Raw genomic sequence first — 25174 nt, 5'->3', positions numbered from 1 at the left:
CTCCTGAGCCTGTGTTCTCGGGCACCATCAGCCTCGGTTCTCGGACATGAGCGCGACGACGTCGTCGAGGGACGCGCCGCCCATGATGGCCGCGACCGGAAGTTCACGGTTCAACGTCGTCTTGATCCGCGCGCGCAGGTCGACCGCCTGCAGCGAGTCGACGCCGAGCGCGACCAGCGGGACCGAGCCGTCGATGTGATCGGGGCCGTCGACGAGCATCACCTGCCCGAGTTCGCGCCGGAGGATCTCGGCGAAACTCTCCGTCACGTCGGCTTCCAGCGGGGCGGCGGGCGCCTGCGGCGGGGGCGGGGGCGGGGGCGGGGGCGCCGAAGGCTCCTGCGCCGCCAGCGTGGGCGCGAAAACCGGTGTCAGACCGACGATGTCGACCGTCTCACGCAGCCGCTCCCAGTCCGCGGACAGCACCATGCTGTTGCCTGCGCGGTCGGCGAAGCCCGCCTCGATGGCGGGCGCCGCGGGCATGGACTGCAGACCCGCGCCGAGAATCCTGGCTTCGACAGCGGCGTGCTCCGCACCGGGCAGCCCCCACAGCCCCCATTGCACCGACACGCAATCCCTGCCCTGCGCGCGCAGGCGCACGGCGAGACTGTCGAGCATGCGATTCGTGGCCGCGTACAGCGCTTGGTCGCGTCCACCGAGCGTGGCCACGAACGAGGAGCACAACAGCACGGTGCAGGCGGCCGTCTGCGGCACCGCACGCAACACCTCCCCGAGCCCGAGGACCTTCGCGGCGACTGCCTGCGCGACCGCCGCCGGTTCGAGCCGCGCCCACGCGTACTGGACGGCGGCGTGCACGACCACGCTCACGGGGCGCTCGGCGAAACGCCGCGCCAGCCCGGCGACCGCGGCGGCGTCGGTGATATCGCAGGCCACTACGTCGATTTCGGTAGGACCGAGCTGGCGCAGCGCGCGCAACCGCTCGGCCACGGCGCTTGTGTCCCCGCTGCGGTTCACCAGCGTGATCCGGCCCGCTCCGTCCCGGACGAGCTGCTCACAGAATTCCAGGCCGACGTATCCGGTTCCGCCCAGGATCAAGACCTCGCCGAGATCGGGCGGCGTCGACGCGCCGGACGGCTCGGCTCGGACGACGCGCTTGGCGTGCAACTTCCCGTCCCGCAGTGCGAGTTCGGGCTCGTCGAGCACATGGATGGCTTCGAGGATCTTGTCGGCCAGCCCGGCCGGATCCCGCGTCGCGGCGTCCGGCGGCAAGTCCAGGTGCCGGAAGGCGATGCCGAGATGATCCGGAGCAAGACTGCGGTACGCGGCGCTCACCGCCGAGTGACCCAGCGACGGGACGTCGTCCGGCCCGACCGCTTCCGCGCCGGTGGTCACCAGCCAACAGGCGCCGACGCCCGGGCCGAGCGCGGCCAGTCCTCCGGCGACCGCGGCGAAGTCGGCGAGTTCCGCTACCGCGCCCGCCTCGTCCGTGGCCACGGTCGGCGGTAGCAGCAGCACCACTGTGTCGGCCTCGGTGTCGGAGAAGCCTGCGCCGTGGCGCGGGGCCCGCGCGCGCAGCGCCGCCGCCAGTTCGTCGGCGCGGCCGTCGTGCCCGGCGAGCCGCACGGTCCGCGGCGCGCTCAGCGCGAGCCGGGACAGCTTTCTCCATTCTTCGCGCAGCCGTGCGGGAGGCGCGGTGATCGGGACCGGCGCTTGGGCACCCGACTGATACGGCGCCCACAGCCTTTTCGGGTTCATCACGGTGGACGGGAAATCACGCAGCGGCAGCACCGGCGTCGGATCAGGCGATCCGGTGCGCAGGGCCTGCCAGTCGTAGTGCAGGTCGTGCACCGCTACCTCGGCCAGGTTGCGGGTGAACTCGCCCAACCCGCTCGCGGTGCGCAGTGACGTCCCGACGATGCGGAAGTCGTGGGCGGCCGCCGCCCCGTCCGCGATCTGGGACAGGTTCTCCCGCAGCGCGGGCTGCAACGTCGGATGCTCGGCGATCTCGATGAAGGTGTCCACGTCGGCGGTCGCCGCGACGACCGCGCGATCGAAGCGAACCCGGTTGCGCAGATTCCAGTACCAGTAGTCGTGGTGGGTCAGCTCGGCGGTGACCGGAGCGCCGAGCGTTCCCCCATAGCAGGGGATCTGGCCGATCGTGAATGTCTTGCTGCTCAGTTCTGCCAGGGCCGACTGGAACTCGCCGCGCAACCGCGTCATGGCGGAGGTATGCGAGGGGAAGGACATCTGAATCTGTTTGGCGAACAGGCCTTGCGCGGTGGCCGTCGCCACGAGTTCCGCGATCGCCGCCTCGTCGCCGGAGACACCGGTCAGGTTCGGTGAGTTGACGAGGGAGACCTCCGCCCACCCCGAATTCCGGGCCAGCAGCGCCTCACACTCGTCGCGGCCCGCGCCGAGCACAGCCACCGCGTAGCCGTCCGAGAGGTCCCGTTCCAAGAGCTGGGCCCGGTGGGTGACGATCAGCACGGCATCGCGCAACGTCAGCGCTCCGGCGACGACGCAGGCGGCGAGTTCTCCTTGACTGTGCCCGATGGTCGCGGCGGGAAGCACGCCCGCCGCCCGCCACATGGCGGCCAAGCCGATCAGGTGGAACATGCGGGCAGGCTGTAGCTCCCAGAGCGTTTCGCCGTACTGCTCGCCGCTTCCGAGTAGATAGTGCACCGGCCGCGCATGGCCATAGTGCTCCTCGTGCACCGCCGCGCACTCGTCCACGACGGCGCGGTAGGCCGGCGAGGAGTCGTAGTACGGCTTGCCCATGCCGGGGCGCTGACTGCCCTGCCCGGGGAAGACGAATCCGGCGCGGCGCGCGGCGACAGCGCCGCCGGAGGTCACCACCGCGGGATGAGCGGTACTCTCCGCGACCGACCGCAGCGCGTCGAGCAGTTCGTCGCGCGTGCCGACCATGGCCAGCGCGCGATACCGGCGGGCGATCCTGGTGCGGAACAGGTGCTGCGCCAGCCGATCCGGATCCACCCGGGGATGGGCCTCGCAGTAGGCCGATATCGCGGCGGCCTCCGCGCGCAGCCCCTCCGCGCTGTCCGAGGAGAGCAGGACGGGAATGGCGCCGTCCGGCAGCCGGTATTCAGACATCGCCGTTCTCCTCCAGGACGGGCATTCCCACGATCGCGTGCGCGTTGGTCCCCGCCACCCCGAATGCCGACACCGCGCCATAGCGGACACCCTCGATCGGCTCCCACGGCGCGTACTTCGTGGCCAGCCGCAGGCTGGTGGCCTCCCAGTCGACGGCGTCGGTCGGGTTCTGGGCCCAGAGACTCGGCACGACGTGACCGTTCGCGCCGCACAGCAGCATCTTGATCAGGCCGAGCATGCCCGCCGCCGCCTGGGTGTGACCGATGTTCGACTTGACCGAGCCCAGCAGCGCGCCGTTCGCTCGCTCGGGTGCGCCGTACATCCGGATCAGCGCGGCGAGTTCGATCGGGTCGCCCACCGACGTACCGGTGCCGTGCCCCTCGACGAGTCCGATCTGTTCCGGGGACACGCGGGCCGCGCCGAGCGCGGCCCGGATCAGCCTTTCCTGCGCGTCGGCGCTCGGCACCGCCAGCGGAGCGCCCTTGCCGTTGTGGTTGACCCGCGAACCGAGCAGCCGCGCGTAGATCCGATGACCGAGTCGCCGTGCCCGTGACTCCGGTTCCAGCACCACCACTCCCGCGCCCTCACCCCACAGCGTCCCGGTGGTGCCCGCGGAGTACGCGCGGCAGTGGCCGTCGGTCGACAGCGCGTTGTTCTTCGCGAACTCGACGAACATGCCGGGCGAACCCATGACGCACACGCCACCCGCGAGCGCCCAGTCGCATTCGCCCGCGCGGATCGCCGCCGCCGCCTGATGGAGCGCGGTCAGACCCGCCGCGCACGAGGTGTCGACGCTGATCGAAGGACCGATCAGCCCCAGGCTGTGCGAGATCCGGCCGGCCACCGCGCCGAGCGTCGTGCCGGTCATCCGATATCCGCTGTGCTCGCTGACGCTCGCCATGCGCGGGCCGTATTCCAGCGGTGTGACGCCCATCCAGCACCCCGCCTCCTCGCCGTCCACGGCGCCGGGATTCAACCCGGCATCCTCGACCGCCCGCCATGCGACGCGCATCCCCACGCGCTGCTGCGGATCCATCGCCACGGCTTCGCGCGGCGTGATACCGAAAAAGGCCGCGTCGAATCGCGTTGCTTCGGCCAGAAATCCACCCGCGTCGCGCACATCGCTCCACCCGGCGTTCCGGCCGAGGGTGCGTAATTGTTCGATCGGCCATTCCCGGTCCCGGGGCAGTGGGCCGATGAGTTCCCTGGATTCGGTGAGCGCCGACCAGAATTCCGGTGGACTGTTTATTCCGCCGGGGGCCTCGACCCCGATTCCGACGATGACGATATGGTCTTCGTCCCCCGAAGCCGATCCTGACATGGTGAGCCTAACTGGAAAGAGCGGACTGTCCGGCGTCGGCGGCCGCTGAGGAAAGCAATTCCGCGACGCCGTCGATGTGGTCGTACAGGTAGAAGTGCCCGCCGTCGAAGAGCGTGACCGAGCCGCCCCGGCTGCTGTGCGCCGGCCACGGCCGCAGATCGGCGACGGTGACGAAATCGTCGTCGGCTCCGCCGATCACCTCGATCCGCGCGCCGATCCGCACGTCCGGACCACACGCGTAGGTGTCGAACGCGCGATAGTCGGCCTTGAGGACGGGCAGCGTCATTCGCATGATCTCGCGATCGGCGAGCACATCCGCGCCGGTGCCGTTCAGGGCGATGAGCCGGTCGAGCAGCGCCTCGTCCTCGGTGGGCAGCGGCTCGCTGTCGGCCACCAGCGCGGGCGCCACCGCGCTGGAGGCGCCGAGCAGCGCCACCGGCACACCGGCCGCCTCCGCCTGCCGGACGAACTCGAAGGCCACCATCGCTCCGACGCTGTGCCCGAATACCGTGATGGGAATGCCGCGGTGATACGGCGATTCGAGGAATTCCGCGAGCGCGCCCGCAGCGAGTTCGGCGAGATCGGCTGCCATCGGTTCGGCGGCCCGATCCTGACGTCCCGGATATTGCACGGCGACGACATCGAAATCAGCACTGAGCCGCTTGGACATGGTGCGGTAGGTGGAAGCGCCACTGCCCGCGTGCGGAAACAACACCAGTGGCGGCAGCGTTTCCGTGGCGGGCTTGTGAAACTTTCGAAGCCACCCAGGTTTTCTCGACATCCAACAGCTCCTACACATGACGCGGTGTCAGCGAAAAGTTCCCACGACCAGTCGAATTCGACCGCGGGCCGCTGCGGCCGAAAGCCACCCGTCCGGAACGGCCCGGCCTCGCCGACCACGTGAGGTTATCATAGGCTAACCTTACATTCATCCAGCAGGGCCACTACCGAACGGAGCTCGACAACCGATGAACCCGACCGAAACGCCTTATGTCATCGCGCGCGAGCTGACCGATATCTCCGATGAGCTGCGGGCCGTGCCCGCTCCGCCGATGCCCGCCCTCCCCGCACCGTTCGACATCCGCACGGCCGACGCGGACGGTGCCGACGCGGAGCTGCTCACCGAATGGATGAACCGGCCGCACTTGGTGGAGACGTGGGAACAACCGTGGCCCCTCGAACTGCGCAGGCAGAACCTGCGCGCGCAGCTGCTCGGGTCCTATTCCCGCCCATACATCGTCGGCTACGACTTCACCGCGGCCGGTCGGCCGGAACTGGGCCGTCGCGACATCGCCTACTTGGAGCTGTACCGCCCGGCCAAGGACGAGATCGCCCGCATCTATCACGCCGACCCCTACGACGTGGCCTTCCACCTGGCCACCGCTGACCCCGAGGCGATCGGCCGGGGTATCATGTTCTCTTTCGTCGAGGTCCTGGTGGCAGGCGTCTTCGAAGCGGAACCACACTGCCGCCGTATGGTGATCGAGCCCGATCACCGCAATGTCGCGGTCCGGCGCATGACCGAACGGTTCGGCGTTCCCAACCTCGGCGACTTCGACATCCGGCCGGATCGCCGGATCACGCTCTACTACCTCCCGCGCACCCCGGCGGACATCCCGGTCGCGCGGTAGTGCGCCGCGGCGTACGGCCGCGGCGCCGAGAGCGTGGGCGCTCACCCGAGCGCCCGCGCGACGGCCACCGCCGGATGCGCACCGGACCGCCGCGTGACCGGTTGCAGTACGCGATCGGAAAGTTCGCCCAGGCAGCTCAGATTCGGGAATCCGGGCCCCTGTGCCACCCCGGCCAGATTCGGCAGATAGAGCTTGGTGTCCATCCCCGACACCGCGAGGTCGTAACCGATCGATACCTCGATCCGCTCCTGGGTCGGCCTGCCGCCGACCGCGAGCTCCAGCAGATCCGCCGCGTCCTGATCGAAGAGGTCCAAGAACCAGAGCGGCTGTCCGCCAGTGGCATCGATGACCAGGTCGAAAGTATGCGTTTGATCCGGACGCCGCTCGTTGCGCAGCGTCAGCGCCACCCCGTCGCCCTGCTCGGCGACGCGGACGGCGCGACCCTGCAGATGATGCACGCGACTGTCGCCGAGCAGGCTCTCCTGCACCCGTACCGAGAAGACGCCGCGATCGGTGCGGCGGATGACGTCCCGCCGTTCCTGGACGGTCAGTCCCGCCCATTTGACCGGATCGCTGAACAGCGAGTTCTCGAAATAGCTTTCGCCACGCGTGTAGATGGTCGCCATCGGCGAGATCACCGAGATCGACAGCATGCCGTGACGCACCAGTTCGTCCAACGCGGAGCCCGCGGTCTCGCCGCCGCCGATCACCGCGACGCGCGAGGACACCGGCAGGCTGCGACGCCCGGCCAGATCCCAGAATTGCGCGATGCTCAGCACGCGCGGATGGTCGGCGAGGGTTTTGGTGCTCGCGCCCGGGCCGGTGATCATCAGTCCGGCCGCGTCCAATCGGACCGCGCTGCCGTCGGGATCGGTCGCGGTGACCAGCCAGCCGTCTGCGGTCGCGCCGATGGAGCGCACTGTGCCCGAAACGAGGTGGAGATCGATCCGGTGCGCCACCCACTGCAGATACTTGGCCCAGACGTGGTGGGCCGGATTCGGGCGTCCTCGATCTATCCACTCGGCATAGGTGCCCTGCTCGATCAGGAACGAGGTCCAACTGTAGGCCATCATGGCCGCGTTGATCTCCTGGTTGCGTCCACGCGCCCAGGTCGAGTGGTACGGAAAGCCGATGTCCTTCTCCGGGCTGGTGCCCAGCCGGTGCCTGCCGTCGGTCCAGCCGCCGCTCGGCAGCCAATTGCCGCCGACCGCGTGCGCCTCGACGACCACGACCCGAGGAGCGGGCAGGCCGAGCGTGCGCAGTACATGCGCTTTCGACGCGACCGCAAGGGCTTTCGGACCAGCTCCGATGACCAGAAGCGTTTCCACCGGTTCTCCACTCTCTCCGACATCCCGCGGCTTCCCGCCGAGTGCGCGGGTCCGCTCCCGCGCCGACAACCAGAATCCGTCCAGATCATGTTTGCATAGGCTTACCTTATATTGCACACTCGTACCCGACCAGAGCGGTGACACTCACACCCGCGAACGATTGGATGAACAAATGACCTCCCCGAACAAGACATTCACCCGACTGGCCGCGACGGCGGTCGCACTCACCGCCGCACTCGTCGGCGCGGCGGGCACCGTTGCGCCCGCGGTCGCGGCGCCCTTGGTCGCACCCCTGCACGCCCAGGCCCCCGGCGCCGGTGAGCTGACCGCCAAATTGCGCGTGGCCATCAACACCGGCGCCGCGCGCAGCACGCGAGCGGCGGAACTGGAATCCGGCGACGCCGGCGTCGCCACGATGGACAAGATCGCGGGCCTGCTCGCGGTCTCCCCGCCGAGCCTGCGCTACAACGTGGTCAACCCGTCGACCTCCGGCGACCGGATCGACGCGCAGCTCGTGATCACCACCGAGGGTTACCCGGACTTCACCTACGACGTCTCGTGGAAGCAGATCGACGGCTATTGGAAGCTGACCCGCCAGGCGGAATGCAGCCTCGCCTCGGCGCTCGCGCTGTCCTGCTGAACCAGAACCCTTGCCATCCGCGATTTCCGGCGGGAACGAACCGTTGAGTGTCGCGCGACCGCACCTACAGTGCGCGACATTCAACTTTCGTTAGGCTAACCTTAGTGCCATGGGTAAAGGCTTGAACGGTCTGATGGTCAAGGCGTGGGGTGGCAACGACTACCGGCTCACCGTCACCTCGACCGAATACGTCACGGACAAATACGTGCGACTCGGCTTCACCGCGGGCGGGCTGCTCGCCGAGCACCCGGTGCACCCCACCCAGTGGATCCGCGGCTGGTTCCCGGACGGCGACAGCGGCAAGTTGCAGCAGCGTGGCTACACGCTGGTCGACCCCGATCCGGACGGCGACCGCTTCTCGATCGAGTTCGCGCTGCACGACGGGCCTGCCGCCCGATGGGCCCAGAACGCCTCGGTCGGTGACGAACTCGACGCCTCCGTACTCGGCTCGAATTTCCAGCTGCCGGAGTCCGCACCGGGCGAATACCTCATCTTCGGCGACACCGCCTCACTGCCCGCGATCAACTCGCTGCTGGACGCCATCGGAGACACCCCGGCGCGGGTCTGGCTGGAGTGGCAGTACGAATCCGACACCACGATCCCGCTGCGCAACAAACCCCACCACCAAGTGACGTGGGTGCAGCGGATCGATGACGGCAGATTGCTGCGGGAAGCGGCACAGGAACTCGCCTGCCCGACAGACGCGTTCGCCTGGGTCGCCTGCGACGGGCACACCACACGCTCGATCGTCAAGAGCTTCAGAACGATCCACAATCTGCCCAAAACGGCGATCAAATCCCAGGCCTACTGGAAATAAGGCTCCCACCGACGCCGCACCGCCTCCACGCGGTGCGGCGTTTCCGATTCAGAAGCCGCCGACCAGTCGATCGACCCGGACGCGACGATCAGCCGATTCACCGGCGGCAGCGGTGGACCCGGAAAACACCGCGGCGCTGCTTCTCGCTCACGATGCGAGCCGGCCGGTGGACGCGCCCGCCGCGGGCCACCGGCTGTCCCGGCGTCCACGGCGACCTCGTCCGCCGACCGGCTCGATTCGCGCTAGGTGGCGACCGGTTCCAGATGCCAGCCCGCCGCGCGGGATCGCTCGTTCCAGAACGCGGCGTACCGGCCGTCCAGGGCGAGCAGTTCCGCGTGGGTACCGCGCTCGATGATCCGGCCGCCGTCCACGAACAGGATCTGGTCGGCGTGGGCGATGGTGGCCAGCCGGTGCGCGACCACGATCACCGTTTTGTCCTTGGTGATCTCGTGCATGCCGCGCACCACGAGCGCTTCACTGTGCGGATCCAAGGCACTGGTCACCTCGTCCAGCAGCACGATCGGCGCGTCCTTCAGCAGCGCCCTGGCGATCGAGACCCGCTGGCGCTCACCGCCGGACAGCGCCGTGCCGCCCTCCCCGACCCGGGTGTCGTAGCCCGCGGGCAGACGGTCGACGATCTCGTCGACTCGCGCCGCCACCGCCGCGCGACGCACCTCGTCGTCACCGGCCTCCGGCCGGCCGATCCGGATGTTGTCCGCCACCGATTGATCGAACAGGTAGACGTTCTGGAAGACCAGCGACAGCTGGCTCAGCAACGTCGCCGACGGCTGGTCGCGTACGTCGTGCCCGCCCACCGACACTCGTCCCGAATCCACGTCGTAGAACCGGGCGGCCAACCGCAGCACGGTCGTCTTGCCCGCGCCGCTCGGCCCGACGATGGCCGTGGTGGTGCCCGCGGGCACGCTGAACGTCACGTTGGACAGCACCGGCTCACCGGGACGGTATCCGAAACTCACGTCATCGAACACCACCGACGGCGCCCCCGGCGTAACGGCCGACTCCGCCTCCGGCAACACCGGTTCGTTCAGCAGTTCGGTGATCCGGTCCGCGGCCGTGCCCGCCGAGCGCAACGCGGTGCCCAATTGCGCGGCTTGGTTGAGCGGTTCGATGAACCGGGAGCTCACCGCGATGAGCGCGATCGCGGCGGCGGCGGAGACGGCGCCGTCGGTCACCCGCGCCACCGCGACGTACACCAGCACCAGGAACACGGCCTGCACGAAGAGCGCGAACAAGATCAGGCCTGGCACGCTGGCGAACACCATGCGCGACCCCGCCGAGCGCTGTCCGGCCAGCGCGGCGTCGAGCGCGCGGTTGCCCGACCCCACCGCACCGAACGCGCGCAACACCGGCTGGGCCTGGGCGAATTCGATGACGCGCGAGTCGGCCTCGGCCGCCGCCGCGTGCATCCGCCGATCGGCGCCGAGGTAGGCGCGATTGGCCAGACCGTTCACCAGGTAGAGCACCGGCGCGGCGAGCAGCATGGCCACCGCGATGCGCCAGTCGACCAGCAGCATGCCGACCGCGACCGCGAGCGGGACGATGACACCGGTGAGGATCTTGGCCAGCAAGTAGGCGACCAGACCTTGCAGCTCCCGCACGTTGTCGACCAGCAACCGCCCCAGCGGCCCGGCGTCATGGGTCTCGAACCAGCCGAGGGGCAGCGCGTTGAGGTGGTCCCCGAGCCGGGTCTGCAATCCGCGCTGCATGCCGATACCGACGCGCAGGCCGATCCCCGCTTGCAGATAGCCGAATACCACCACGCCCGCCACGGCGGCGAGCATGCCGAGCGCCCAGAGCCAGGCGCGGCCGAGATCGTCGTCGAACAGCGCCGTCAGGACCGGGACCAGCAGCAGATACGCCGCGGCCTGACTGAGGGCCTGCGCCACGATCGCGGCGAACAACCTCGGTGTCAGCCGGGCGAATTCGGCCGGAACCAGGTCCAGCACCTTGCGGATCATCGGGCACCCTCCACACTGTCGACGAGGGCGATCTCGCCCAGCGCCGCTTCGTTGATCTCCCACAGCCGCTGGTAAGCGCCGCCCGCGGTGACGAGACTCGCGTGGTCGCCCTGCTCGACCAGCCGTCCCCGCTCGAGCACCAGGATCCGGTCCACCCCCGTGATGGTGTGCAACCGGTGCGCGATGACCAGCACCGTGCGGCCCGCGACCAGGACCGCCAGCGCGTCCTGCACCGCCGCTTCCGATTCCGGGTCGGCGAAGGCGGTCGCTTCGTCCAGCACGAGGACGGGGGTGTCCGCCAGCAGGGCGCGTGCGATCGAGAGCCGTTGCGCCTCGCCACCGGACAAGGTCGCGTCGACGCCGAGCTCGGAGTCGTAACCACGCGGCAGCGCCACGATGCGTTCGTGGATCTGCGCGGCGCGGGCGGCCTGTTCCACGGCGGCGTCGTCGGCGTCGGGCCGGGCCAGGCGCAGGTTCTCCCGGATGCTGCCACGGATCAAACGGACGTCTTGGAAGACGAATCCCACCGTTCGGTAGAGCTCCTCGCTCGGGAAGTCGCGAATATCGCGGCCGCCGATGGTGATCCGGCCCGACCCCACGTCGTAGAAGCGGGGAAGCAGTTTGGCCAGTGTCGACTTGCCCGACCCGCTCGGGCCGACCAGAGCGGTGATGGTGCCGGGAACGAGCTCGAGGTCGATATCGTGCAGCACGTCGTGGCCGGAGCGATAGCCGAAGCCGACCCCTTCGAACCGGACCAGTCCGGCGGGCGCGGATTCCGGTTCGGCGGGAGCCGGCGCCCCGGTGCTCAGTTCGGGCGTCTGTTGCAGCTCGTGCAGGCGCTGCGCGGCCACCGCGGCGGCACGCAGCGCCTGCGCGCCGTAGCCGAGACTGAGCAACGAGCTGCCCAGGCCGAGGCCGACCAGCAGGAACGGCAGCACATCCAGCGGCTCGATCCAGTCCAGGCCGACGGCGCCCAGACCGGCGACGACCACGACCAGCATGACGAACACCGGGGTGACGACGATGTCGGAGGCGGCCTGCACCTTGATGATCGGCGTCTTCAGCCGGTCGAGGCTGCGCGCCTGGTGCTCGACGGCGTCCTGGAAGACGCTGTGCGCCTTGCCCGCCTGACCGAAGGTACGCACTACCTGGATGCCGTCGACGAATTCGATGGCCGCTTGCTTGGTGGCCTGCTCGGCGCGCGTGTAGACCACGTAACGGTCCCGGCCGTCGCGGTCCATCATCCGGCTGTAGAGCACCGCGTAGGCCAGGATCGGCAGCAGCAGCACGACGGCCAGCCGCCATTCGACGGTGACCAGGTATCCGAGGGTGATCAGCGGAACGGTCACCGCGCCGACGAACTCCAGGCGGGCGTGGGCCACCAGGTAGTGCAGCGCCTCCACGTCGTCCTGGAGGTACTTCTTCACCTCGCCCGAGGTCCGCTCACCGAACCAGCCCAACGGCACCCGGGTCAGCTTGGCCGCCAGTGCCCGGCGCACGGCGAGCTGATAGCCGGCGTCGACCAGGTGCGTCCAGGTCAGCGCCGCGGCCTGCAACAGGGCCCGCCCCACCAGCACCAGCACCGCGATCGTCAGCAGGCGCCACGCCCGGTCGGTGTCCGCCTGGTCCCGCAGCAATTCGCGGCAGGCCGCCACGATCAGCACGAAGGGCGCGACCGCGCACACCGACGCGACGACCATAATGAGGCTCGCGACGGTCAACGGGCCACGCACGGGCGCGAGGATCTCTCTGCGCGCTTGCGCCTCCTGCTGCTTGCGTTCCTTCAGCACCGACTTCGGCGGCCGGTTCCCCGTCTGCGCCGCCGGCAGCGGCGCGACCTCTACCGTCATCTGACCTCGTCTCTCGCGGCATCCGTCTCTGGAATCGCCCTATCCTCACACAGCGACGCTCAGTAAGAAAGGTTAGCCTAAGTTATCTTGGCCCGTGCGATCGTCGGGGCCGGTCCGCACCCGGCGCAGTGAATTCCGCCAGGTCCGGCCACATGCCGCCTGCTCACCGAATTCGCGGCCGAACTCGAAGACGTTGCGCCGCAGCGGACAAGCCCTGGCTACCCGCCTACCGGCCGTTGCCCTTCGGGACATATTTCGTCCATGTGCGAAAACTGACGGGAAACCCATGGTTTTCGAACTTCCGACGCGCCGGGGAAGCTCCGCGAACGGGGGCCGTATACTGGTCTGATAGCTCATGCGCATCGCTGTTTTCGAGTGCAAGCGAAACCATTGGACGCGCAGGAGTACCGATATGTATGGCTACCGATATGTATGGCACGGAGTTGTTTTCGGTTCTGTCGAATTGCACGAAGGACCCCGGCGAACTCACCACGGGCCGAGCGCATCGCGCCATGCAGGTGCACCTGGATTACAGCGTGCAGATGTGCCGGGTCCGGCGGCGCGCACGCCGGAGGCTGGTCGAGGCCGGGTTGATGGCGCTCGACGAGCGGGCGACGCCGTGACCGCGTCCGCGATGAGCGCCCCGCGTTCGCGCCTTCGGACGCCGGTGCGCGCCGTCAGGAGGAATCGTCCCCGCCACGGAGGTGTTGTCTTCGTCATGACCGCAACGGCATCCGATCGATCCGCCAGCCCTGTCGTCGACACCGACACCGAATTCGGTGCGAAAGTCGCCGAACGCCTCGGCCGCGAATCCGTCCTCTGGCTGACCACCGTCGGCCCCACCGGCACACCGCAGCCCAACCCCGTCTGGTTCCAGTGGCGCGACGGCGAGTTCCTCGTCTTCAGCAAGCCCGCCCAGCCGAAGATTCGCAACATTCGGCGCAACCCCCGGGTCTCGCTGAATCTCAACAGCACCGCGACCGGCGGCGACGTCGTCGTGCTCACCGGCACGGCCCGCGTCGTCGACCAGCGGCCCAGCGCGGAGGAGATCGACGCGTTCACGAAGAAGTACGCCGACGGCCTGCGCTCGATCGGCATGACCGACGAGCAGTTCTACGCCGAATACTCCGTCGTCCTGCGCATCACCCCGGATCGGCTGCGCGGATTCTGACCCCGATGACGTTCGCGCCGCCGCCGCCCACCGCCGCATGGCGGCACCGCTTCGCCCGCGACGGATTCGAGGTGGCGTATTTCCGCGTCACCGAGCAGGGCGTGCTGATCGACGGCTGCACCACGGCCGTCGAAGGCGGCGCGGCGTGGGTGGTGGACTACCGGATCGCGCTGGACACCGAATGGCGCACACGCCGGGCCCAGGTGGCGATGCGTAAACCCGGTGGCTGGAACACCCTGGTGCTGGAGTGCGACGGCGCGGGGTCCTGGCTGCTGGACGGGATGCCCGCGCCATTGCTCGACGGCTGCCTGGACGTGGACCTGGAGTCCTCCGCGCTGACCAACGCCCTGCCGGTGCACCGGGCCGCGCGGGAGGTCGGCGACGGCATGGACGCGCCCGCGGCGTACGTCTACGCCTCCGGCGCCGCGGTCGGCCGGTTGGAACAGCGCTACCTCCGCACGGCGGACGGCGAGCACGGACCGCGGTTCGAGTACGCCGCCCCCGAATTCGACTTCCGCTGCACCCTGGACTACGACAAATCGGGCTTGGTGCTCGAGTACCCGGGCATCGCGTCCCGCGCCCACTGAGCCCCAGGCCTCGGACAACGCCGGTCCCGCCTGCCGTTAGGGTCGGTAGCGATGAGAAGGCGGCAACAACCGCCGTTGCCGAAACGGCACGGCTTGGACCCGGCCCGGCTGCGACTACCGGAGCAGGGCGATTGGGCGACCATCCGGGACCATCTGGTGGAGCGTCTCCCCCGGGTGCCCGCGACGCGGATCGACGAACTGTTGCACGCGGGTGGCATCGTCGACCTCAGCGGGCCGATCGCTCCCGACGCACCGTACGTGCCCGGCGGTGCGGTCTGGTTCCATCGCGATCTGCCCGAGGAGACGGTGGTGCCGTTCGACATCCCCGTCGTGCATCGCGACGACGACCTCCTGGTGGTGGACAAGCCACATTTCCTGGCCACGATTCCGCGCGGTCAGCACATCCTGCAGACCGCGCTGGTGCGGCTGCGCCGGGAGCTGGACCTCCCCGACCTGGTCCCGGCGCATCGGCTCGACCGCGTCACGGCGGGGCTGGTGCTCTTCGTGATCAATCCCGCCCGCCGTGGCGCGTACCAAACCATGTTCCACAAGCGCACCGTGCGCAAGGAGTACGAGGCGATCGCCCGGTTCGATCCCGATCTCGCGCTGCCCCGCGTCGTGCGCAGCCGGATCATCAAAGAGAAGCAGGTGCTCGCGGCGCAGGAGGTCCCGGGCGAACCGAACGCGGAGACCGAGGTCGAACTGCTCGAGCACCGCGACGGGCTCGGCCGCTACCGGCTGCGCCCGCACACCGGCCGGACCCACCAGTTGCGGCTGCACATGAACAGCCTCGGCATCCCGATCCTCGGCGACGACTTCTACCCGACGCTCACCGACAAGCCCGTCGACGACTTCACCCGGCCGCTCCAGTTGCTGGCCGCCTCGCTCGAGTTCACCGATCCGGTCACCCGCGAGTCGCGTCGTTTCGAGACCAGTCGCACCTTGCAGGCCTGGACCGACCCGCACGGGTGGGCCGGCTGACGGCTGCGGGAGCAGCGCCCGTCCGTTGGCGCGGGTAGCGCCGTCTCGCCATGATCGCCCGGCGCAGCGGTCTGCGCGCGACGGCGGCGAAAACGTGATCGATCCGGCAATAAGGGCGGGAGCCGTGGTGAACGTGTTCCTCTTCCGTAGACTCGGCCGGGATGTCTGAGCCGGACCTAGCAGCCCCGACCCATCCGCGCCGCAAACTGCACGCCTACGTCGACGTCGCCGTCGTAGTGATCGTCCTCGCGGGCACCAATCTGATCGCGCATTTCACCACCGCGTGGGCGAACATCGTGACGGTGCCGGTCGCGGCGATCGTCCTCCTCGCGCTGATGCGCAGGCGCGGTCTCGGCTGGTCGGAACTGGGTCTCTCACCCCGCCACTGGCGGCGCGGTTCGCGCTACGCCCTCGCGGCGGTGGCGGTGGTCCTCGCGGTCGTCGCCATCGGTGCGGCGCTGCCGCTGACCCGCCCGTTCTTCCTGGCCGATCGCTACGCGACCATCTCGGGCGCGCTGATCGCCTCGATGATCGTCATCCCGCTGCAAACCGTGATCCCCGAAGAGCTGGCCTTCCGCGGCGTGCTGCACGGCACGCTGCACCGCGCCTACGGTGCGCGCGGCGTCTTCGCGGCGGGCTCCCTGCTGTTCGGGCTCTGGCACATCGCGTCCTCGCTCGGCCTCACCTCCGGCAACCGCGGCCTGAGCGGCTTCATCGGGGGCGGCGTGGCCGGGCAGGTCATCGGAATCCTGCTCGCCGTCATCGCGACGGCCGCGGCGGGCATGGTGTTCACCTGGCTGCGCCACCGCAGCGGCAGCCTGCTCGCCCCGATCGCCCTGCACTGGTCGGTCAACAGCGCGGGAGCCCTGGCGGCCGCCGTCGTCTGGCACACCACGCTCGGTTAATTGGCCGCGACTTCGTCGCGGCGTGTTCGCGGCCCCTCTGTGGCTCGCGTGTGCGCGACCGCCGCTTGCTCCTTCGTCGCGTACGCGGCGGCCGCGCACACGCGAGCCGGGCCGCGAACGGCGGATGCTCGATCTCGCTACGCTCGAAAGACGTGGATCAGGCGATCCGGGCGCGTCAGCGGGGAACTCCGGACCCATCGCTCACAGGGTCGGTAGATAGTTTCCGTCCAGACTCGGCCGGTCCGTTCTCACAGACAGGCTGGGCCGGTCAGTCTCACAGAGTCAGTGCCGTCCGGCGGACATCCGGACCGGGCGCCGGGCCGCGAACGGCGCATGCTCGATCCGCTCGGCCCGCAAGACGACGATTGTGGCGAGCGGGCGTGTTGGTTGTTCGACCAAGGGCGCGGGGCGTGCGGGGCCGGAACTCATAGCGGGGGATTCACTCTATTGCTCCGCGAATTCGAACTGAGTTTCGACACGCGGAGGGCGCCGACAAAAGCGCCGCTCATCCGGATATTCCAGCCAGACCATGAATTTCGCCTGTTCGGCGTGTCGCCTTCGGCATGGAGAGCGCCACGTTGACCACGGGAAGAGCTCGGTTTAGTCTCACTCCGATCACACATATGTTCGAGCAATCATGTCTCCACCACCCGACATGACACCTGCTCTTGGGAAGGCTCGCGATGCCCGACGAACCCTCGAACGGTAGTTCCGAGATTGCCGCGTTGGCACAGCAGGTCGAGACCGCGCGGGGGAAGTTGCCCCTGCAGCTCGATCCGGCCCTGCTGGAGGTGCTGTCCGAACGCGAGATCGCCGCCGAGCGCGAGCTCGCGGAGTGGATTCGCGCGCAGCGGCGCACCCAGCGGCGCCGGGAGATCGAGGCGGAATTGGCCGCCGAGCAGCGTGATCGCAAGTCGGCGGCCGCGTTGCGCCGCTCGGAGGAGGCCGACGCCCGCTGGCACCGGCGGGCTCTGGCCGCCCGGCGGCGGGCGTCCAGTGAGGACGCGCGACTGGCCCAGCTCTACCGCCGGGCGGAATGGTCCTCGCGCGCCTTGATCGCCGTCGTCGTGCTCGGCATGGTGTGGGCCGGCGTCAACGTGCAGCACAATCTGGTGCCCAGCGGCGACATGTCCGATCCGTTGTACTGGTTGAGCTACGGCATCGAGGCGATGATCTCCATCCCGATCATCACCATCATGGTCGCGGCGACCACGGCCGCCAAGTGGGGTCGGGAGCTGGCGCGCGGCAAGGTGATCTTCTTCGAGGCGGCCCTGCTCGGCACGACCGTCGCACTCAACACCGGCCCGCATCTCGCCGCAGGCGACCTCGGCCGCGCCGCGGAATACGCGATCGCCCCGGTGATGGTCGGCGTCGTGATCTGGTTGCACGCCTGGGTTTCCGCGCGGTACGCGGTGCTGATCGACGGTGCGCCGGTGATCGAGCGCGACCGGCGGATGATCCATCTCGATGCGCAACCGGGCATGCCGGAAGCCGAGGGACATCACTCGCTCGAGGCAGCGGCGACCAACCGTCGCAGTCCCTGGGAAGGCGACACCTACACCGCACCGGTCAGCGATAACCGTGCGGCGCACCACGATGCGGGCTCCGGAACGGAAGTCGGTCATCGAGGTGACGTCCACGGTCTCGGCCGGCCGACCTCCGTCCACCGCACGATCGTGGGCACCGGATCCGCACCTCGGGACCGAGGGACATCCGAAACGCCTTTCACGCAACGCGCTACGCGGGCAGAGTCCGCGAACTCGAGCGCAGCCACCTCCCACCTCGACCACGGAAGGCTGCCGACCCACGGTCACGCAGTCGACTCGCCGATCAACGGCCGCCCACACACCGCCGACCGCGCCTTCCTCGCTGCCGCGAGCCATCGAGATGGCGAGGACGGGGGCGACTCGAATTCGACTGATATCCGCTCCGCCAACGGTCACGCCGTCGAGTCGCTGATCAACGGCCACTCCATCGATGTCGACCGCACCCCGCTTACGCCGGTGGATGACCAGGACGGCGAAGCTCCCGCGCCGTCCACTGCTCCGGGCCGGACCGATGCTCGCCCGACCAACGGGCACGCGGTCGAGACGCCGATCAACGGCCACGCGGTCGACCCTGGTGCCGCGTTACACCGAGCTCCGAACGGCCGCCCGGTCGATAGCACTACCAACGGGCACACCCGAGACCTGTCCACGAACGGCCACGCCCTTCCGCCGATCGAGAACAACATCAACCAGTTGCCTGTCAACGGAAACGCGCACCCGCGCATCAACGGACACACGGTGCGCCCAGCCACCAACGGCCACACTGTTGCCGATGCCGCACAGCCCTTGCAGGTCGACGAGAACATCGTGCGCCCCAGCACGAACGGCCACATCACCGCGTCCCCCACGAACGGCGATGCACACACGCACGGCGATGCACAAGCGGCCAGCGGTCACGCCGCCGAGACACCCGCCGACATTGCTGCGCAAGCCCTTCCGCTCGGCAAGCACACCGCTCGCGCCGCCGAAGACCACCCGACCGCTCCCAACGGATACCGTGGTCAGTCGGTTGTCAGTAGCGAAGTGACGACTCCTTCCCAGATTTCTCCTGCCACCTTCGAGGAGGGAGTCTCGAACCGGGCGGAAGCGCCTGAGTTCGAGAGCCCGCAGCCGCGTTTCGAATCCACGCGATCCGCGGCACAGCAGATCTCGCTCGCCGACCTGAACGACGGCCTGGAATTCGTTGAGCACGCTCGGACGCGAGCGAACGGTGCGGCATCGACGCACGCTGCGGTCAACCGAGGCGAACGCTCGATCGATCGCGCGCATCGCGGAGACGACACCGCCCGGCGTCCTGGCCCCACCGAACCCATGCCCACGCCGACATCCGCCGACACCGCCGCACAGGTGCACCCGAACGCCACCGCCCCGCGCGCGGCGAAACGCGGAAAGTCGGCGAGCGCCGAGCAGAACGACCGCTCCGCCGACGCGGAGAGCGAACAACTGGCCCTCGAGGAAACTCCCGAGCTTTCGCACCCGCGCGTCGAACCGATGCCGATCCTCGAGGACGACGACGAGGACGACGAATTCCCCGCCGAAAAAGAGGAAGCCGACACCGACGACGACGAAATCTCCGCGCTCGCGCGGGCCATCGCCGACCGCCGCCTGTCCGACCTCCCCATCGAGGAGGTCAGAGAAATCCTGACCCTCGCCGACCAGGGCGGCACCACCCCCGCCATCGCCAACGAACTCGGCGTCCCCCGCTCGGCGGTCACCCGCGTCCTGGACTCGGCCCTCAAAGTCCACCGCCCCTACGCCACCATCGGCTGACCGCCGCGGGCCCGAACAGAACCTAATCCGGTTGGCCGAAGCGCAGGACATTGCCGAAGGGGTCGGTCAGGTCGAATCCGGGCCCTCCCGGTCCCGGTTCGGGTAGGCCGGGTTCGGCGTAGCGGTACTGCTTCGCAGCGAGTTCGGTGTGCAGCGCGTACACGTCGTCGACCGGAATCCACACGACCGTGCCCGGTGTGCCGTCGCCGTGGTGTTCGCTCAGGTGCAGGCGCAGTCCCGCCCGCGAAACCTGCGCGTAGAGCGGGAAGTCTGCGCCGAACCGGTGTTCCCAGTCGAGCTCGAGACCGAGGTAGTCCCGATAGAACTCGTAGGCCTCGGCCACATCGAAGATGCGCAGCACGGGTACCGGCGCGGATAGGCGAATCCTCTCGTTCCTCACTTCCTGATTGTGCTGCATCACGATGCTCCCCGGCCCACGAATGATCGCGAGGTGGCAGCCCACCCCCATGCTGCCGAGCGGGCGGCCTACCGGCAGGCGGAAGTCACCGCGCCGCCCTCGCCGCGTGCGCGCAGGTAGCGCTCAGCCGACACCCCGCGCGGGCAAGGTGGTTCGCAGCTCTGGTGGAGCTTCGACAGACCGCGCGCGTGCTCCTCGTCCTCGGGCATGTTGCCGTCGTCGCAGTAGTCCTGCACCCATGAACGCCGAATCGTCATCGGTGCTCGTCCTCCAGCCGCGCGAAGATCTCGCGTGCCGGTACGGATTCGTCCGGCTCACCGCCGAGGTCGAGTAGCCAAGGCAGCACCCAGAACACGAGTATCAGCAGTCCGCCGACGGCGGCCATGACGATGAGGACGGTGGCGAGCTCTACGGTCATTCGATGACCTTTCGGCGTGTCGTGTCGTGGTTGGCGGGCACCCGACGCCGGGGACTCGGGACTCAACCCGACGCCGGGGCCTGCGGATACTTTGGCCTGGGTGAACCCCTGCGAAGCGGCACATCCTGTGTCACCGTGGAGACATGGACGATGCCGGGATCGGAGAACGTACCGCCAGAGCTCGCAAACTCACCCGGCTCACACAGCAACAGCTCGCGCAGAAGGCGAACGTCTCGGTGTCGCTGCTCCGCAAAGTCGAACGGGGCGCCCGCCCGGCCTCGCCCGCGTTCATCGCAGCCGTGGCCGGAGCACTCGGGGTCGACATCGAGAATCTGACCGGGCAGCCCTACACCCCGGCGCGCGACGATGCCGGAGCTCACGCCACCATTCGCGAGTTGCGCCAGAAGATACTGGCGTTCAACGACGAACCATTGAGCGCGCCGATCACCTTGAAAGAGCTGGCCGCAGCACTGCATCGGGTGCAGGAGAGCAGACGGCGCGGCCGGTACGGCGACCACATCGCCGAACTGCCGGACGTGATCCACGGTTTGCACGCCCTCGCGGCCGACGAGCCTTCCGAGCGTCGTCTGGAGAGGACCTATGCGACGCTCGCCTACGCCTACAACAGCGCGTCGTCGGTGGCCTACCGATACGGCTACCTGGACCTCGCCGCGTTGGCCGCTGAGCGCTGTGTATGGGCGGCGGAACGCAGCGGCGACCCGGTTTGGCCGATCGCGGCGGAATACCATCGCGCGCTGATCCTGCTGTACTCCGGCTCGTACGCCGGCGGTCTGCGGATCATCGCTCGCGCACAGACCGCCGGCGAGCAGCTGCCCACGACACCGGAAGTCCTCGCGGTGCGGGGCGCATTACACCTGCGGGGGTCGATACTGTCGGCCCGTGCGCTCGACGCCGACGCCGCCGACACGCATCTGCGGGAGGCCCGCCGAATCGCCGAGACCATCGGTTCCGCGCAGTGCCAGGAGTACGGAACCGGGTTCCACTTGGCGAACGTCGATATCCATTCCGTTTCTGTACCCGTCGAGTTGTCCGATGGCACGACAGCGGTTGCGCGTGCCGAGCGGATTCGGCTACCGGCATCGGTCACGCCCTCCCGCGCCGGGCATCACTGGATCGATGTGTCCCGCGCGTGGTTGCTCCACGGGGACAAGCAGCGCGCTCTCACCAGTCTCGACCGAGCACGCCGGATCGCACCAGGGCTCACACGTAACCACCCGCAGGTGCACGAGACCGTCCGTGTGCTGGCGCACGCACGACGCGGAACAGACTCCTTGGCCCGGTTCGCGAAATGGGCAAACGTCAAGATTTGAAGTAAGAAAAGAGCTGTACACCCGATGAATTCGGGTGCACAGCTCTATCCGGAGTTACTCAACCGCGAGCGCCGGTGTCGAATACCACGGTCCGGCTCAGTTCTCGCCGACCGAAGTCCCGACGACCTCGTGCGCCTCCGCTCGCGCCCCACCAGGCTTCTCGTCCCCATGCCCCGGCCACCACGCCTTGTGTCCGATGAGCGCCGTGAGCGCGGGGGTGAAGAACATCGCCATGACGAAGGCCGCGATCGCGATGCCCACCGAGATGGCGAAGCCCATCTGTGCGAGGACGTTGTTGCCGGCGAGCATCATCGACGCGAACGTGCCCGCCAGGATCACTCCGGCCGCCGCGATGGTGGGGCCGGTGTGCCGCACGGCCAGCGCCGCGGCCTGTTTCGGCTCGTTGCCCTCGCGCGCCTCTTCCCGCAGCCGGGCGACCATGAGGATGTTGTAGTCGGTGCCCAGCGCGACCACGAACAGGTACATGATCACCGGCAGCGTGAAGATCAGGCCGGTCTCACCCCGGAAGTGCTGGAATACCAGCACCGCGGCGCCGAGCGTGGCGGCGAAGCCGAGGAACACCGACGCCATGAGGTACCACGGCGCGACCAGGCTGCGCAGCAACAGCCCCAGCACGATCATGATGAGGATCGCCGCCACCGGGAACACGATCGAGTAGTCCCGCGCCATCGCCTCCTGGAAGTCGACGAACACCGAGGTCAGACCACCTACGGCGGCGGTCGTACCGGCGGGCGCCGCTGCGTGCGCGGTATCGCGCAGCGGGCCCTCGACGGTGTTCAGCGCGGCATCCGACTCCGGCGCGGCATCCAGCGTCACCGCGAAGTCGGCGATCGTCTTGTCCGCGGACAATTTCGGCTCGGCCACCTGTCCCACACCGGGTACCCCGGCCAGCGCGTTGCGGTAGGCGCTGAGCTGCTCGGCGGTCAACGCTCCGTCGGACTTCAGCAGAACGTCCGAGGGCTGGGTGGTCCCGGCGGGCAGGCCCTTGACCAATTCTTTGCTGTAGACGACGGATTCCGAGGCCTGCGAAGTCGATCCGGAGCTCAGATCGAATGTCGGATGGAAGCCGAACGCGAAGATGCCGAGCACGATCAGCGCACCGCCGGAGACTACGGCGAACACACCGGGCCGCCGGCCGAGCGCATTGCCGACCGCGGTGAACCGCGCACCCTTCGGTTCCGTGCGCCATGCCTTGGACGGCCAGAACACTTTGGTGCCCAGCAGCGACACGACGGCGGGAACGAGCGTCAGCCCCGCCAGCAGCGCGACCGCCACCGCGATCGCCAGCGCCGGACCCATCGCGCGGAACATGCCCAGCGTGGACAGCACCAGCGCCATGAACGCGATGATCACCGCGCCCGCCGCGGACGTGATCGCCTCACCCACCCGGGTGACGGCGCTGACCATGGCGGTCTTCGAATCCTCGCCGGCGCGCAGCCGCTCCCGGTAGCGGAACATCAGGAACAGGATGTAGTCGGTGCCGACACCGAACAGCACGACCACGAGGATGGCATTGATCGAAGCATCGATCTGCAGGTCGAACGCCTTGGCCACCATGGCGATCAATCCGCCGACCATGCTGGAGACCGCGCCGATCACGACGATCGGCAGCAACGCGATCACCGGGCTGCGGAAGATGACCAGCAACAACACCAGGATCAGTACGACGGTGGCGACGCCGACGATGGCCAGCCCCTTGTCGCCCGATTCCTGCTGATCCAGCACCTGCGCCGCCTGGCCGGTGATGCCCGCCTTCAGCTCGGTGCCTGCGATGCGTTCCTTCAACTCCTTGCGCAGCGCCTTGACCGCGTCGCCCTGCGTGGTGTCGTTGGGATTGGTCACCTTCGTCATCTGCACCGCGATGATCTGCACCAAGCGGTTCTCCGACGGTGGCGTCGGTTGCATCCCGATGACGTCCTTGATCTGCGCGTCGCGCAGGCTGCTGCCGATCGACACGACCGAAGCCGCGTCCGCGTCGGTCAGCGGCGTGCCGTCCTTCCGGGCGAACACGATGATCGCCGCGGGAGCGGCGCTGTCCGGGAACGCTTTCTGCTGCAACTCCAATGCCTGAATGGACTCGTAATGGGAGGGCAGGAAGGCTGATTGATCTGTCGTCGATTTCAGTTCCGGCGCCGAGGCCACCACCGCGATGGCGAGCAGCACCCACAGGCCGATCACCTTCCACGGATTGTGGACGACTACGGCCCCCAGTCGTGCGAACATCTGCGAAGAAATCCTTTCCGGATTCGGCGAAAGCGGCGGTATCAGATCTGCAGGTCTTGCCAGGTCGGGTTCTCGGCCACATCGACAACGGTTCGGTAAATGTGCTCGGGGATTCGGCCTCGCAGTGCAGCGGGCGAGTCCACGATCTCCACCGTGTAATCGCCCCATTCGCGCTCGCCGCTGCCGGGCCGCAGCAGCTCGCGCCAATTCTTCCATTCGGTCCAGTCGATGGCGACGGACATCTCTCGCCAGTCCGATTCCCGGCGGTGCACCACGAACTTGCCTTTACGGCTCACGTAGACCCGAACCACGGTCAATCCGACCTTGGTGTATTCGCGGGATTCACCGAGCAGTCTGCCGACGAACCGCTGCTGACGTCCGCCGCCCGGACCCACGCGCAACACGATCTGGCGCAGGTCGTCCGCGTCGACCGGCTCGGCTGATTCCTTCACGATGGTGACGCCGCAAGGCCGCTCCTCGACGGTGCGGGCACCATCCAGCTCGGTCGGATCGGTGGTCATGATTTCCCCGTTTCATAGATCAGTGCGCATGCGGGCATGCGTCTATGCCAGTTCGGCCCCTCCGAATCCGCTTCCCTTGGCGCGCATTCGATGTTCTCAGATCGTTCGGGCCGCCGTCTCACTATAAGTAGATGTATACGTATAGCGCAAGACGTGACACGCCAGCGACCCCCGCGGCCGTTGAACCTAGTCGCCGTGCCCGACCGGACGCCCGTGTTCGAGATACCTGGGGCAGCCGTCGATGTATGCCAGGTGCGCTCGCCGCACCCGCCGAGCCAACCTCGGTATCACGTAGTTATCGAGGTCGCCGATCGAAACCCACTGCCACGCATCGAGCTCCGATTCCTGCAAGCGGATGGCGCGCTCGTCGGCGCCGAGCACACCGCAATCGAATACGTACAGGACCTTGTCGCCTTCTCCGGGCCTCGGCGCCCAGTCGTGCACGAGCAGCCGACGGACGCAACGATCGATCCCCAGTTCCTCCCTAACCTCGCGCCGGCAAGCGGCAGCGGGCGCTTCCCCTGGCTCCACGTATCCGCCCGGCAGATCCCACCCATTGCCGTACGTCTTGTGCACAAGCAACACATGGTCACCGCGCACGAACAACGCCCCCGCAGCCATCCGCGCTCGCCCGACCTCCACCACC

General features: G+C 68.5%; 22 protein-coding genes. 10 read left to right on the top strand and 12 right to left on the bottom strand.

Annotated features, from left to right (window positions below; genetic code table 11):
• Positions 1-27 precede the first annotated feature (27 nt).
• From nbtC to ACWEKR_RS16505, 3 genes are read right to left on the bottom strand one after another with little or no spacing between them, the layout of a single operon-like run.
• Positions 28-3069, bottom strand: coding sequence for a nocobactin polyketide synthase NbtC (nbtC, locus tag ACWEKR_RS16515; RefSeq protein ID WP_452355178.1), 3042 nt, complete (start codon positions 3067-3069; stop codon positions 28-30).
• Positions 3062-4390, bottom strand: a complete 1329-nt coding sequence (locus ACWEKR_RS16510; protein WP_452355177.1) for a beta-ketoacyl [acyl carrier protein] synthase domain-containing protein — start codon at positions 4388-4390, stop codon at positions 3062-3064. Before ACWEKR_RS16510 ends, nbtC begins: the two co-directional genes overlap by 8 nt.
• A gap of 7 nt (positions 4391-4397) precedes the next feature.
• On the bottom strand, positions 4398-5171 hold the full coding sequence (locus ACWEKR_RS16505; RefSeq protein ID WP_452355176.1) for a thioesterase II family protein: 774 nt from the start codon (positions 5169-5171) through the stop codon (positions 4398-4400).
• 187 nt (positions 5172-5358) lie between these two features.
• Here ACWEKR_RS16505 and ACWEKR_RS16500 point away from each other — a divergent pair, with 187 nt between their 5' ends.
• Entirely contained in the window at positions 5359-6021 is a 663-nt protein-coding gene (locus ACWEKR_RS16500; protein WP_452355175.1) for a GNAT family N-acetyltransferase, read from the top strand.
• Between the two features lie 41 nt (positions 6022-6062).
• Here ACWEKR_RS16500 and ACWEKR_RS16495 read toward each other — a convergent pair whose 3' ends face one another.
• Complete coding sequence (locus tag ACWEKR_RS16495; protein ID WP_452355174.1) at positions 6063-7349, bottom strand: SidA/IucD/PvdA family monooxygenase; 1287 nt, start codon at positions 7347-7349, stop codon at positions 6063-6065.
• A 172-nt stretch (positions 7350-7521) separates the two neighbouring features.
• Between ACWEKR_RS16495 and ACWEKR_RS16490 the strand changes: the two genes are divergently transcribed.
• Positions 7522-7989, top strand: a complete 468-nt coding sequence (locus ACWEKR_RS16490) for a hypothetical protein (RefSeq protein ID WP_452355173.1) — start codon at positions 7522-7524, stop codon at positions 7987-7989.
• 109 nt (positions 7990-8098) lie between these two features.
• Entirely contained in the window at positions 8099-8806 is a 708-nt protein-coding gene (locus ACWEKR_RS16485) for a siderophore-interacting protein (RefSeq protein ID WP_452355172.1), read from the top strand.
• Between the two features lie 242 nt (positions 8807-9048).
• On the opposite strand, the gene ACWEKR_RS16480 is transcribed toward ACWEKR_RS16485, so the two are convergent.
• Together ACWEKR_RS16480 and ACWEKR_RS16475 are read right to left on the bottom strand one after the other, a co-directional pair.
• Complete coding sequence (locus tag ACWEKR_RS16480) at positions 9049-10785, bottom strand: ABC transporter ATP-binding protein (RefSeq protein WP_452355171.1); 1737 nt, start codon at positions 10783-10785, stop codon at positions 9049-9051.
• Positions 10782-12635, bottom strand: coding sequence for an ABC transporter ATP-binding protein (locus tag ACWEKR_RS16475; protein ID WP_452355170.1), 1854 nt, complete (start codon positions 12633-12635; stop codon positions 10782-10784). Before ACWEKR_RS16475 ends, ACWEKR_RS16480 begins: the two co-directional genes overlap by 4 nt.
• A 416-nt stretch (positions 12636-13051) precedes the next feature.
• Between ACWEKR_RS16475 and ACWEKR_RS16470 the strand changes: the two genes are divergently transcribed.
• The 6 genes from ACWEKR_RS16470 (at position 13052) to ACWEKR_RS16445 (ending at position 19596) form a co-directional block, all read left to right on the top strand.
• Complete coding sequence (locus tag ACWEKR_RS16470) at positions 13052-13258, top strand: hypothetical protein (protein ID WP_452355169.1); 207 nt, start codon at positions 13052-13054, stop codon at positions 13256-13258.
• 95 nt (positions 13259-13353) lie between these two features.
• Positions 13354-13806 (top strand): TIGR03667 family PPOX class F420-dependent oxidoreductase, encoded by a 453-nt coding sequence (locus tag ACWEKR_RS16465; RefSeq protein WP_452355168.1) that lies wholly within the window; start codon positions 13354-13356, stop codon positions 13804-13806.
• Positions 13807-13811: 5 nt separating this feature from the next.
• Positions 13812-14393 (top strand): putative glycolipid-binding domain-containing protein, encoded by a 582-nt coding sequence (locus ACWEKR_RS16460; RefSeq protein WP_452355167.1) that lies wholly within the window; start codon positions 13812-13814, stop codon positions 14391-14393.
• A gap of 51 nt (positions 14394-14444) precedes the next feature.
• Positions 14445-15374: an RluA family pseudouridine synthase gene (locus ACWEKR_RS16455; protein ID WP_452355166.1), complete on the top strand. Its 930-nt coding sequence runs from the start codon at positions 14445-14447 to the stop codon at positions 15372-15374.
• A gap of 161 nt (positions 15375-15535) precedes the next feature.
• A complete protein-coding gene (locus ACWEKR_RS16450) occupies positions 15536-16279 on the top strand; it encodes a CPBP family intramembrane glutamic endopeptidase (RefSeq protein WP_452355165.1) in 744 nt (247 codons plus the stop codon).
• 725 nt (positions 16280-17004) lie between these two features.
• On the top strand, positions 17005-19596 hold the full coding sequence (locus ACWEKR_RS16445; protein WP_452355164.1) for a hypothetical protein: 2592 nt from the start codon (positions 17005-17007) through the stop codon (positions 19594-19596).
• Between the two features lie 22 nt (positions 19597-19618).
• Here ACWEKR_RS16445 and ACWEKR_RS16440 read toward each other — a convergent pair whose 3' ends face one another.
• The 3 genes from ACWEKR_RS16440 to ACWEKR_RS16430 all read right to left on the bottom strand — a co-directional run bounded on the left by ACWEKR_RS16440 (position 19619) and on the right by ACWEKR_RS16430 (position 20432).
• Positions 19619-19996, bottom strand: coding sequence for a glyoxalase superfamily protein (locus ACWEKR_RS16440; protein ID WP_452355163.1), 378 nt, complete (start codon positions 19994-19996; stop codon positions 19619-19621).
• Positions 19997-20082: 86 nt separating this feature from the next.
• A complete protein-coding gene (locus tag ACWEKR_RS16435) occupies positions 20083-20271 on the bottom strand; it encodes a hypothetical protein (protein ID WP_452355162.1) in 189 nt (62 codons plus the stop codon).
• Entirely contained in the window at positions 20268-20432 is a 165-nt protein-coding gene (locus ACWEKR_RS16430; protein ID WP_195084553.1) for a hypothetical protein, read from the bottom strand. Before ACWEKR_RS16430 ends, ACWEKR_RS16435 begins: the two co-directional genes overlap by 4 nt.
• 143 nt (positions 20433-20575) lie before the next feature.
• On the opposite strand from ACWEKR_RS16430, the gene ACWEKR_RS16425 reads away from it, so the two are divergent.
• Complete coding sequence (locus tag ACWEKR_RS16425; protein ID WP_452355161.1) at positions 20576-21763, top strand: helix-turn-helix domain-containing protein; 1188 nt, start codon at positions 20576-20578, stop codon at positions 21761-21763.
• Positions 21764-21859: 96 nt separating this feature from the next.
• Here the strand turns inward: ACWEKR_RS16425 and ACWEKR_RS16420 are convergent, their stop codons facing one another.
• The 3 genes from ACWEKR_RS16420 to ACWEKR_RS16410 all read right to left on the bottom strand — a co-directional run bounded on the left by ACWEKR_RS16420 (position 21860) and on the right by ACWEKR_RS16410 (position 25173).
• Entirely contained in the window at positions 21860-24007 is a 2148-nt protein-coding gene (locus ACWEKR_RS16420) for an MMPL family transporter (RefSeq protein WP_452355160.1), read from the bottom strand.
• Between the two features lie 41 nt (positions 24008-24048).
• Positions 24049-24528, bottom strand: coding sequence for an EXLDI protein (locus ACWEKR_RS16415; RefSeq protein ID WP_452355159.1), 480 nt, complete (start codon positions 24526-24528; stop codon positions 24049-24051).
• A 186-nt stretch (positions 24529-24714) separates the two neighbouring features.
• Positions 24715-25173: an NUDIX domain-containing protein gene (locus ACWEKR_RS16410; RefSeq protein WP_452355325.1), complete on the bottom strand. Its 459-nt coding sequence runs from the start codon at positions 25171-25173 to the stop codon at positions 24715-24717.
• Position 25174 lies beyond the last annotated feature (1 nt).

The sequence above is a fragment of the Nocardia sp. NPDC004573 genome, assembly GCF_053602135.1.
Note: the sequence above shows the minus strand (reverse complement) of the source record. Positions and strands in the feature narration are given on the sequence as shown.